This is a genomic window from Nocardioides marinisabuli (assembly GCF_013466785.1).
In the GTDB taxonomy this organism is placed as follows: Bacteria; Actinomycetota; Actinomycetes; order Propionibacteriales; family Nocardioidaceae; genus Nocardioides; species Nocardioides marinisabuli.
In genome coordinates this window covers 1,527,104-1,537,969 of sequence record NZ_CP059163.1, presented here as the reverse complement: position 1 = coordinate 1,537,969, position 10,866 = coordinate 1,527,104, and the positions used below count along the sequence as shown (strand labels likewise).

Annotated in this window: 9 protein-coding genes; 3 read left to right on the top strand and 6 right to left on the bottom strand. The window is 72.7% G+C overall.

Annotated elements, in window-relative coordinates; translation table 11 throughout:
- Positions 1–87: 87 nt before the first annotated feature.
- Together H0S66_RS07420 and H0S66_RS07415 are read right to left on the bottom strand one after the other, a co-directional pair.
- Positions 88–1,173, bottom strand: a complete 1,086-nt coding sequence (locus H0S66_RS07420) for an inositol-3-phosphate synthase (protein ID WP_179614823.1) — start codon at positions 1,171–1,173, stop codon at positions 88–90.
- A 20-nt stretch (positions 1,174–1,193) separates the two neighbouring features.
- A complete protein-coding gene (locus H0S66_RS07415) occupies positions 1,194–1,883 on the bottom strand; it encodes a PadR family transcriptional regulator (protein ID WP_179614822.1) in 690 nt (229 codons plus the stop codon).
- 192 nt (positions 1,884–2,075) lie between these two features.
- Here H0S66_RS07415 and H0S66_RS07410 point away from each other — a divergent pair, with 192 nt between their 5' ends.
- Together H0S66_RS07410 and H0S66_RS07405 are read left to right on the top strand one after the other, a co-directional pair.
- Entirely contained in the window at positions 2,076–4,358 is a 2,283-nt protein-coding gene (locus H0S66_RS07410; RefSeq protein ID WP_258017149.1) for a transglycosylase domain-containing protein, read from the top strand.
- A complete protein-coding gene (locus H0S66_RS07405) occupies positions 4,355–5,809 on the top strand; it encodes a glycosyltransferase family 87 protein (RefSeq protein WP_179614820.1) in 1,455 nt (484 codons plus the stop codon). Before H0S66_RS07410 ends, H0S66_RS07405 begins: the two co-directional genes overlap by 4 nt.
- A gap of 97 nt (positions 5,810–5,906) precedes the next feature.
- On the opposite strand, the gene H0S66_RS07400 is transcribed toward H0S66_RS07405, so the two are convergent.
- The 4 genes from H0S66_RS07400 to H0S66_RS07385 all read right to left on the bottom strand — a co-directional run bounded on the left by H0S66_RS07400 (position 5,907) and on the right by H0S66_RS07385 (position 10,250).
- Positions 5,907–7,016 (bottom strand): alanine racemase, encoded by a 1,110-nt coding sequence (locus tag H0S66_RS07400; RefSeq protein ID WP_179614819.1) that lies wholly within the window; start codon positions 7,014–7,016, stop codon positions 5,907–5,909.
- Between the two features lie 7 nt (positions 7,017–7,023).
- Positions 7,024–8,214, bottom strand: a complete 1,191-nt coding sequence (locus H0S66_RS07395; RefSeq protein WP_420846869.1) for a lipid II:glycine glycyltransferase FemX — start codon at positions 8,212–8,214, stop codon at positions 7,024–7,026.
- 10 nt (positions 8,215–8,224) lie between these two features.
- A complete protein-coding gene (locus H0S66_RS07390) occupies positions 8,225–9,034 on the bottom strand; it encodes a deoxyribonuclease IV (protein WP_179614818.1) in 810 nt (269 codons plus the stop codon).
- Between the two features lie 208 nt (positions 9,035–9,242).
- The gene (locus H0S66_RS07385) at positions 9,243–10,250 is read right to left on the bottom strand and encodes a serine/threonine-protein kinase (RefSeq protein WP_179614817.1); all 1,008 of its coding nucleotides are present in this window, start codon (positions 10,248–10,250) and stop codon (positions 9,243–9,245) included.
- 260 nt (positions 10,251–10,510) lie between these two features.
- On the opposite strand from H0S66_RS07385, the gene rpsF reads away from it, so the two are divergent.
- The gene (rpsF, locus tag H0S66_RS07380; RefSeq protein ID WP_179614816.1) at positions 10,511–10,801 is read left to right on the top strand and encodes a 30S ribosomal protein S6; all 291 of its coding nucleotides are present in this window, start codon (positions 10,511–10,513) and stop codon (positions 10,799–10,801) included.
- The last annotated feature ends 65 nt before the right edge of the window (positions 10,802–10,866 follow it).

Sequence of the window (10,866 nt, the reverse complement as noted above, 5' to 3'; positions counted from 1 at the left end):
GAGGGGGGTACGACGAACGGCGCGGACCCGGTGGGTCCGCGCCGTCCTCGGTGCTGGGTCGTGCTGGGTCGTGCTGGGGGGAGGTGCTTACTCCTCGCCGGCGATGAAGGCCTCGACGCGGCGGCGACCCTCGTCGTCGGGCAGCTGCACCGGGGGGGACTTCATCAGGTACGACGACGCCGAGATGATCGGGCCGCCGATGCCGCGGTCCTTGGCGATCTTCGCGGCGCGCAGGGCGTCGATGATGATGCCGGCGGAGTTCGGGGAGTCCCAGACCTCGAGCTTGTACTCGAGGTTCAGCGGGACGTCGCCGAAGGCGCGGCCCTCGAGGCGCACGTAGGCCCACTTGCGGTCGTCGAGCCACTCGACGTGGTCCGAGGGACCGATGTGGACGTTGCGGTCGGAGATCTTGCCCTTGAGCTCACCGGTCAGGTTGGAGGTGACGGCCTGGGTCTTGGAGACCTTCTTGGACTCCAGGCGCTCGCGCTCGAGCATGTTCTTGAAGTCCATGTTGCCGCCGACGTTGAGCTGGTAGGTGCGGTCCAGCGTGACGCCGCGGTCCTCGAAGAGGCGGGCCATCACGCGGTGCGTGATGGTGGCGCCGACCTGGCTCTTGATGTCGTCGCCGACGATCGGGACGCCGGCGTCCTCGAACTTCTTGGCCCACTCGGGGTCGGAGGCGATGAAGACGGGCAGGGCGTTGACGAAGGCGACGCCCGCGTCGATGGCGCACTGCGCGTAGAACTTGTCCGCCTCCTCCGAGCCCACGGGCAGGTAGGAGACCATCACGTCGACCTCGCGCTCGCGCAGCACCTGCACGACGTCGACCGGCTCGGCGCCGGACTCCTCGATGGTCTCGCGGTAGTACTTGCCCAGGCCGTCGAGGGTCGGGCCGCGCTGGACCTCGACACCGAGGGTCGGGACGTCGGCGATCTTGATCGTGTTGTTCTGCGAGGCGTGGATGGCCTCGGAGAGGTCCTTGCCGACCTTCATGTCGTCGACGTCGAAGGCGGCGACGAAGTCGACGTCCTTGACGTGGTAGTCGCCGAACATGACGTGCATCAGACCGGGGACGCTGCCCTCGGGGTCGGCGTCCTTGTAGTACTCGACACCCTGGACGAGGGAGGTGGCGCAGTTGCCGACTCCCACGATTGCTACTCGAACCGAACCCATCGGGTCGTTCCTTCCTTGTCTCACGACTCGCCGGCCGCGGGGCCGGCGAGTCGAGCTGTGGTCGCCGGCACCTCGGGTGAGGCGGCCGGTGGGACGTGCTGGTCTTCGTGCTGGTCTTCGGGCAGGTCGTCGTGCTGCTCGCCGGTGGTGCGCTCGTGCGGGCCGGGGTGGGCCACGCCGCGCTCGGCGTTGATGAGGTCGGAGAGCCACTTGACCTCGCGCTCGACCGACTCGACGCCGTGGCGCTGCAGCTCTGCGGCGTAGCGGTCGACCTCCTTCTGGGTCATCGACAGCTGGCCCTGCACCCGCTCGAGGCGCTCCTGGAGCCGGGTGCGGCGTCCCTCGAGGACCCGCAGGCGGATCTCCATGTCGGTGGAGGAGAAGAAGGCGAAGCGGATGTCGAAGTTGTCGTCCTCCCACGCGGTGGGGCCGACCTCCGACATCAGGCGCTCGAACTCGAGGGTGCCGGCGGGGGTCACCTGGTAGGTGATCCGGGGCCGGCGGCTCACCGGGGTGCGGGTGGGCGCGGACTCCTCGATCAGCCCGGCGCGCAGCATCTTCTTCAGCGTCGGGTAGAGCGAGCCGTAGGAGAGCACCCGGCCCCAGCCGAGCATCAGGTTCAGCCGCTTGCGCAGCTCGTAGCCGTGCATGGGTCCCTCGTGCAGCAGTCCGAGGACTGCCAGCTCGATGGTCTCTCCACGGCGTGCCATGCGACATATCGTAGCGATATATCCCCGCGATGAGAAAACTGCTTCTATCACGCCGGGTCGCGAGGATCGGTGCGTCCTCGGGCCGGTTGCGTACCCTGATGGACGGTCCGGACCACCGGGCGTGCTGGTCGCGCCCCCTTCCCCTGGAGCAGCACCGACGTGACAGCCAAGCGCAGGGCCGAGGGCCCGGCCGTGAAGAAGACGCCGAAGAAGAAGACCCCGCGGACGTGGAAGCAGCGTTCGCTGAGCGTCCTGAAGTGGGGCTCGATCGCCGGTCTCGTGGGCGCGCTGCTGGCTGCCGGTGGGTTCTTCTACCTCTACCAGAGCACCGACATCCCGGACCCCAACGCCGAGTTCGAGACCGAGACGACCTTCGTCTACTACGACGACGGCAAGACCGAGGCCGGCCGCTTCGCGACCCAGGACCGCACCTCGATCAGCTACGAGGAGATGCCCGACTCGATCAAGGACGCGGTGGTCGCCGCGGAGAACCAGTCCTTCTGGAGCGACTCCGGGCTCGACCCCAAGGGCATCGCCCGCGCCTTCTTCAACAACGCCTCCGGTGACGACACCCAGGGCGCCTCGACCATCACCCAGCAGTACGTCAAGGTGCTCTACCTGACCCAGGAGCGCTCCTACGAGCGCAAGGTCAAGGAGGCGATCCTGGCCCTCAAGCTGCACCGCAAGCAGTCGAAGACCGAGATCCTGCAGGGCTACCTCAACACCATCTACTTCGGTCGCGGCGCGTACGGCGTGCAGGCGGCCGCGCAGGCGTACTTCGGCAAGGACGCCACCGACATGAACCTGCGCCAGTCGGCGGTGCTGGCTTCGGTGCTCAACAATCCCTCGCGCTTCGACCCGGCCGGCGGCAAGGAGAGCAAGCGGTTGCTCGAGGGGCGCTACGCCTACGTGCTGAGCCAGATGGAGAAGCTCGAGTCGATCACACCCGAGGCCGCGGAGAAGGCGGTCAAGCGGCTGCCGAAGTTCCCCGAGATCGCCGCGGAGAGCACCTACGGCGGCCAGAAGGGCCACGTCCTCGAGATGGTGCGCGACGAGCTGAACCGGCTCGGCTTCACCGACGACGAGATCGACGGCGGCGGCCTGCGCGTGACCACCACCTTCACCGAGGAGGCCATGAAGGCCGCCGAGGAGGGCGTCCTCGAGGCCCGCCCCGAGGGCTTCGGCGACAAGCAGCTGCACGTCGGAGTGGCCAGCGTCGAGCCCGGCACGGGTGCGGTGCGCGGCTTCTACGGCGGCCAGGACTACGTGCAGTCGCAGTACAACTGGGCCGTCACCGGCGGCCAGGCCGGCTCGACCATGAAGGCCTTCGCGCTCGCCGCGGCCATCAAGGAGGGCTTCTCGCTGCGCGACACCTTCGACGGCAACTCGCCCTACGAGCTGCCCGACGGCACCGAGATCGAGAACCAGGGCGACCAGAGCTACGGGTCGGCCATCGACATGGTCTACGCGACCCAGAAGTCGGCGAACTCCGCGTTCATCGACATGACCCTGGCGATGGAGAAGGGCCCGCAGAAGGTCCTCGACATGGCCAACGCGATGGGCGTGCCGCCGGCCGAGGCCGGCAAGAACGCGGCCGGCATCCCGCCGACGTCCCCGGGCCTGGAGCCGATCACCGGCATCGCCCTGGGCAACGCGACCGTCAGCCCGATCAACATGGCCAACGCCTACGCCACGATCGCCAACGAGGGCGTCTACGCCGAGCCGTACGTCGTCGAGGAGGTCGTGAACGCCGACGGCGAGGTCGAGTACACCCACGAGGACAGCACCGAGCGCGCCGTCAGCGCCGACATCGCCGCCGACGTCTCCTACGCCCTGCAGCAGAACGTCACCGGCGGCTCGGGCACAGCGGCGCTGGCGCTGGGCCGGCCCGCGGCCGGCAAGACCGGCACCGCGACCAACGGCAAGGGCGAGGTCTCCTCGGCCTGGTTCGCCGGCTACACCCCGCAGATGTCGACCGCGGTGATGTACGTGCGCGGCAAGGGCAACGAGCAGCTGCAGGGCTGGCTGCCGGAGTACTTCGGCGGCGCCTACCCCGCCGACACCTGGCTCGCGGTGATGAGCGACCTGATGGAGGGCCTCGAGGTCGAGGAGTTCCCCGAGCCGGTCTTCGTCGACGGCGAGGCGCCCCCGGGCTACGCGCCGACGACCGCGCCGCCGGCGCCCACCACCCCGCAGCCGACCCGGCAGTCGCCCACCAGGCAGCCGACGCCGACCCAGGAGCCGACCCCCACCGAGGAGCCGACGACCCAGGCGCCCACGCCGACCCCGAGCCCCACCGACGACTGCGACGGGATCCTCTGCGGGCCCAGCGGCAGCTCCTCGCCGTCGAGCAGCCCCTCGTCGTCGCCGTCGCAGTCGCCGTCCGGCGGCGCCGCCAGCGGTGGCGGGCCCTCGGCCAGCCCGAGTGGTCGCGCCGGCGGCGCGGCGACGGCCGAGCGACGCCGTACGCAGTGACCGACGCCGCGCCGACGCGCGAGGACCCGCTCGCCGCGACCCTGAGCGAGGGTCTCGGCGGGCCGCTCGGCGAGCGGGCCGGGCGGCACCCCTGGTGGACGCCGGTGCGGGTGCTGCTCGCGCTGGCCGCGGTGGTGGTGGCGCTGGGGATGCTCCAGAAGGCGCCGTGCTACTCCGACACCTGGAGCGACAGCGACGCCCGCTTCAGCCAGATGTGCTACTCCGACCTGCCCTACCTCTACACCGGGCGGGCGCTGGCGGAGCGGGCGTGGCCCTACTCCGGCGACGAGTCGCTGCGCGAGCGCTACCCCGAGGTGATGGAGTACCCCGTCGGCATCTCCTACTGGGCGTGGGGCACCGCGCTGGTGGCGCAGGGGCTGACCGAGGGCCTCGGGGGCCTGCCCGACCTCGCCGAGCGCCGCGCCGCGGACCCCGGCTCGCTGTTCGGCGACGCCGAGGTGCAGCGCGAGATCCGCGCCTTCGTCATCGTCAACGCCCTGGGCTTCGCGGTGCTGACGCTGCTCGCGGTGTGGCTGCTGGCCCGCACCCACGCGCGTCGGCCGTGGGACGCGCTGTGGTTCGCGGTCTCGCCCGCGCTGCTGCTGACCGGCCTGGTCAACTGGGACCTGCTCGCCGTCGTGCTGGTCGCCGGCGCCCTGTGGGCGTGGGCGACCGGGCGGCCGCTGCTGACCGGGGTGCTCATCGGGGTCGGCACCGCCACCAAGCTCTACCCGCTGTTCCTGCTCGGCGCGGTGCTGGTGATCTGCCTGCGCGGGCGCCGCTGGCGCGAGCTCGGCGTGGTGTGGCTGGGCGCGGGCGTGGCCTGGCTGCTGACCAACCTGCCGGCGGTGCTCACCGGCTACGAGCAGTGGCGGGTCTTCTGGTCCTTCAACTCCGAGCGCGGCGCCGACCTGGGCTCGCTGTGGCTGGTCGCCGCGCAGGCCGGCGACCTCGACATCGACCCCTCCACCATCAACACCGCGTCGCTGGCCTTCTTCGCCGCCTGGTGCGCCGGCGTCTTCGTGCTCGGCATGCTGGCCCCCGAGACCCCGCGCCTGGCCCAGCTGGGCTTCCTGCTGGTGGCGGGCTTCCTGCTCGTCAACAAGGTCTACTCGCCGCAGTACGTGCTGTGGCTGCTGCCCCTCGCCGTGCTGGCCCGCCCCCGCCTGCGCGACCAGCTGGTGTGGCAGGCCGGCGAGGTCTTCTACTTCGCCGCCGTGTGGTGGTACCTCGGCGGGCTCCTCGACGCCGGGGGCGGCGGTGACGCCGGCTTCTACTGGGTGGCGATCGTGCTGCGGGTGGGTGCCGAGCTCTACCTGGTGGCCCTGGTCGCCCGCGACGTGTGGCGCCCCCAGCACGACCCCGTACGCCGCCCGCTGCCCCCACCGCCCCCGACCGACGTACCCCCGGGGGCCCCGGCGCCCGTGCATGAGTCCCCGGTCAGCCGGTGATTCCTGCACTTAGTGGGTGTTGCAACACCTGACAAGTGCATGAGTCACCGGTCGACCGGGGACTCATGCAGCCGGGCCACGACTCCGCCGGGCAGCCTCAGGTGACGACGACGCGGTCGAACGTGGTGGCGGTGTAGCGGACCCGGACGTCGAGCAGGTCGCCGACGGCCGGGACCCGGGCGCCGGTGGGCAGGAAGAGCATCGAGGCCTGCATGTGCGGCGGCTCGGCGAAGAGGCGCTGCTTGGCGTCGATGGAGAACGGCGAGCGCACGAACCCGACGGCGTCGAGGCCGCCGCGGGCCAGGGTGGCGGCGCGACCGCGCAGCCCGAGGTCCCCGGTGGGCGCCTCGAGGCCGATGCCGTGGGCGGTGCCGCCGGTCACCACCAGCAGGTGCCCCGACTTCGGGGCGGTGCGCCCGCGGTAGCCGAAGACGTCGCCGCGCTCGAGGGGGTGCACGTCGAGGACCGTCGAGGTCACGCTCAGTGCGGAGCGCTCACCGAGCCACAACCCGGTGCCCATCCGGGAGCGGAACCGGTACTCCGGCCAGCGCGCGGCCAGCCCGGCCAGCTCGGCGTCGCTGAGGTGCGAGACCCACACCGTGCGCGCGCCGTCGCCCTCGGGCAGCTCGGCGCCGACCACGTCGGTGAGCAGCCGCGAGGCCTCGGAGGTGTGCGAGCCGTGCGCGAGCGGGAAGTGCATCGCGACGCCCTCGAGGCGGGCGCCGGGGTGGGCGCGCAGCACCTCGCCGACCGACCAGAGGCCGCGGGCGGTGAACCCGTGGCGCTGCATGCTGGTCATCCGCTCGAGGACGAACCGCGCCCGCGGGCGGCGCTCGAGCAGGTCGCGCAGGTCCTCGAGCCGGCCCACGGTGTGCACCAGCCGCTCGGCCAGGTGGTCGTCGTCGGTCGCCTCGAGCGCGGTCCCGAAGGGTCGCCAGGGGGTGAGCACCACGATGCTGCCGCCGAAGCGCTGGGCGACCTCGCCGATCTCGTCGTAGGTGCCCACGGCCAGGGTGTCGCAGGTGCCGGCCCCGGGCTCGTGGCCCAGGTCCTGCTCGGCCAGCCACTGGGTACGCCGCGCGAGGCGGCCCAGCCCGAAGCCGTAGCCGTTGCCCTTGACCACGGGCACCAGCCCGGGGTGGGCGGCGGCGGTGCGGCGCAGGTGCTCGCGCCAGCGGGGGCCGTCGACGGTCAGCGTGAGGCTCATCGCGCGGTCACCGGCGCGCCATGTAGAGGCTGAAGGCGCGGTAGAGCACCTTGTTGAGCGGCAGGTCCCACTCGCCGGCGTACTCGACGGCCTGGCCGCCGGTGCCGACCTTGAACTGGATCAGCCCGACGTGGCTGTCGTCGGCCTCGAGGGTGTCGGTGATGCCGCGCAGGTCGTAGACGTGGGCGCCGGCGGCGAGGGCGTCGCGCATCATCGCCCACTGCGCGGCGTTGGAGCCGCGCACGTCGCGCTTCTCGGTCGACGAGGCGCCGTAGGAGTACCAGGCGTGGGTGCCGACCCGGATCGCGATGGTCGCCGCGACCAGGTCGCCCTCGTGGCGCGCCAGGTGCAGGCGCAGGCGGTCGGGCTGGCCGAGCTGCTCGCCCTCGCCGGCCAGCGCCTCGACCATGGTGCGGAAGTAGGAGAGCGGGCGCGGGGTGAAGTGGTCGCGCTCGGCGGTGTGCACGTAGAGCTCGTGGAAGTCCGGCAGCGCCTCGAGGGCCTCGGCGACGCCCGAGGTCGACTGCACCTCGACGCCGGCCTTGGCGGCCTTCTTGATGTTGCGCCGCCACTGCTGGTTCATCGCCTTGAGCACGGCGTCCTCGTCGAGGGGCGCCGCGTCGTCGTCGACGAGCGGCACCTGGAAGACGAACTGCGGCTGGCCGGCGGCGAAGCCGCCCTCGACGCCCTGGTGGCGCCAGCCCAGCGACTCGAGCTGGGAGACGACGCGCGCCCCCACGACGTCGCGCTCGAGCGGCGCCAGGTCGCCGAGGCGGCGTACGGCGTCGTCGGCGATGCCGTCCTTGACCTGCTGGGCGCTCCAGCGGGCGGTGACCACGGGCGGGCCCATCCGCACCCCGAAGGCCCCCCGGGCCCGGCAGTGCGCGGCCAGCGGCTCGAGCCAGCGGGCCAGGTCGTCGTCGCCCCAGTCGATGACCGGGCCCTCGGGCACGTAGGCCAGGTAGCGCTTGAGCCGGGGCAGCTGGCGGTAGAGCACCAGGGCGGCGCCGACGAGCTCGTCGCCGGCGAAGAAGCCCAGCGACTCGCGGCGCCACTCGGCCTTGACCCGGCCCCAGGCGGGGGTCTGCAGGAAGCTCGCGGAGGACCGCCCGTCCAGGAAGGCCAGGTGGTCGGCGGGCGGGATCTCCTGCACCCTCAGCGGGGCGCTGGGCTCGGCACGGGTCGCTGCGGGGCTCACAGCCGCGACGTTACAGCCGATCGCGGAGCCAGGCCGCGTCGGCGACGTGCGCCTCGGCGGGCCCGGGGGTCTCCATCACCACGGGCGCGCCGGCGTCGCGCACGACCGAGGCGAGCAGGTCGGGGTCGATGCGCCCGGCGCCGAAGTTGGCGTGCCGGTCGGCCCCGGAGCCGAAGTCGTCACGGCTGTCGTTGGCGTGCACCAGGTCGATGCGCCCGGTGATGGCCAGCACGTCGGCCACGACGGTCTCGAGGGCGTTGCCGCCGGCGTGGGCGTGGCAGGTGTCGAGGCAGAAGCCGACCATGTCGGCGCCCTCGGCGCTGCCGATCGCGGCCCACACGCCCTCGATGCGCTCGAGGTAGCGCGTCATCGCGTTGTCGCCGCCGGCGGTGTTCTCGATGAGCAGGGGGATCTTGAGGTCGGTCGCCTCGACCGCCTTGCGCCAGTTGTCGAAGCCCACGGCGGGGTCGTCGGCCTTGTTGACGTGCCCGCCGTGCACGATCAGTCCCTTGGCGCCGATCTCGGCGGCGGCGTCCATGTGCTGCTGCAGCAGCTTGCGGCTGGGGATCCGGATGCGGTTGTTGGTGGTGGCGACGTTGACGATGTACGGCGCGTGGACGTAGAGGTCGACCCCGGCCTCCTCGGCCTCGGCGCGCAGGCCCGCCGCCCCGCCGGGGTGGGCGACCTCGGGCCCGCGATAGCCCTGCGGGTCGCCGAGGAACATCTGCACCAGCGGGACCCCGCGCTCGCGCGCCTCCCCGACCGGGTCGGCCTGGTCGACGTGGGCACCGATCGGCAGCTGCTGGGACTTCGACGACATGGCCCCAGCCTAGGAGCGGGCACCGACGCCCCCGCCCGGGGGTTTGCGGGCCGGAGGCCCGGGCACGCTGGTGCCGTGGACGTGAGCGTGCCCCTGCCGCTGGTCGCCGACGAGCGGCTCGTGGCGGCGACGGTGCTGCTGCTCCTCGCGCTCGTGCTGGTGCTCGTCGGGCTGGTGCTGCTGCGCCGTCGGTGAGCCCCGGCCGGCCTCACACGAGCAGCGCGAGCGCCACCACGCAGAGGACCGCGGCCGAGACCAGGCAGCAGGCCGCCAGCACGGTGCGCCGGTCGGGACCCCGGCTGGGCGCGCGCGGCGCCGGCGGCTCGCCGAGGCGGTCGGGCACGTACGGCGGGCCGGGCTCCTCGTCCCAGGGCGTGCCCGGCGGCACGCCCAGCCGGTGCAGCCGCTCGAGGGCGGCCAGCGCCGAGGGTGGCCGGCCGGCCGGGTCGGGGCTGGTCAGCGCCGCCAGCAGACCGGCGAGGTCACCGGGCGGGAGAGGCGGCGGGCCCTCGCGGGTGGGCGGACGGCCGGTGAGGAGCTCGAGGGCCACGACGCCGGCGGCGTACAGGTCCTGGCGGGGGTCGGGCAGCGCCCCCCGCGCCTGCTCGGGGGCCATGTAGCCGTCGGTGCCGACCGCGCCGGGGTGCCGGGTCAGGCGCGGTTCGTGCTGGAGGGTGGCGACGCCGAAGTCGCCGAGGCGCAGGTGGGGCCGGGCGGCGCCGGTCGGCTCGAGGAGCAGGTTGGCGGGCTTGACGTCGCGGTGCACCACCCCGGCCTCGTGCACCGCGGCCAGCGCGCGCAGCAGCTGGGCCAGCAGCACCCGCACGTAGCTCTCGGGCAGCGCGCCGTGCTCGGCGAGCAGCACGTCGAGCGAGCCGCCGCGCACCAGGTCCATGGTCAGCACGACGACGTGGTCCTCGGCCGCCCAGCCGGTCGGGGCGACCACGTGGGGGTGCGCGATGCGCACCGACTGCTCGCGCACGAAGCGCAGCAGCAGCCCGGCGGCCTCCGTCGGGGCGCCACCTCGGGCCTGGTCGAGCACCTTGGCGCCCACCCAGCGCCCGGCCTGGTGGTCCCAGGCCCGCCAGACCGACCCCATCGCCCCGGCGCCGATGCGGTCGGCCAGCTCGTAGCGCCCGACCAGGCGGGCCGGCGGGCCCGTCGGGGCGGGCGCCACGGAGGGGGCGAGGGAGGGGGCGGCGTGACGGTGGCTCATCGCCAGCCCCCTACCCCGTCCCCGCCCGGCGCACGCCTGGGTCCTCGCGCGCGTGTGGGCTGTGGACGACGTTTGGGCCGACACCGCGGCGCGCTGGTATCTTGCGCTGTCCGAGATCGCACGACCCACCGACGGGTCCGTGTCCTCGGGCCCCGCTCCCACCAGCCCGCCGCTCAGCGGTGCGCCGGGTGCGGGTTTCGCACAGCCCTCCTGCCACGGAGAGACCGTGGCCGCCGAGTCCAGAGGAGGTGGAGACCGCTATGCGTGCCTACGAAGTGATGGTCATCCTCGACCCCAGCCTCGAAGAGCGGACGATTCAGCCGTCCCTCGAGAAGTACCTCAACGTGATCACCAAGGACGGTGGCACCGTCGAGTCCGTCGACGTCTGGGGACGTCGTCGCCTCGCGTACGAGGTGAAGAAGAACGCCGAGGGCATCTACGCCGTCATCTCGCTGAACGCCGAGCCCGACACGGTCAAGGAGTTCGACCGTCAGCTCGGCCTCAACGAGGCGATCCTGCGCACCAAGGTCATCCGGCCCGACGCGCACTGAGCCCCCGGCTCGACGCCTCGGGTCGTCCACTTGTGGATGACCCCTGTCCGATGTCGGCGCGAGCG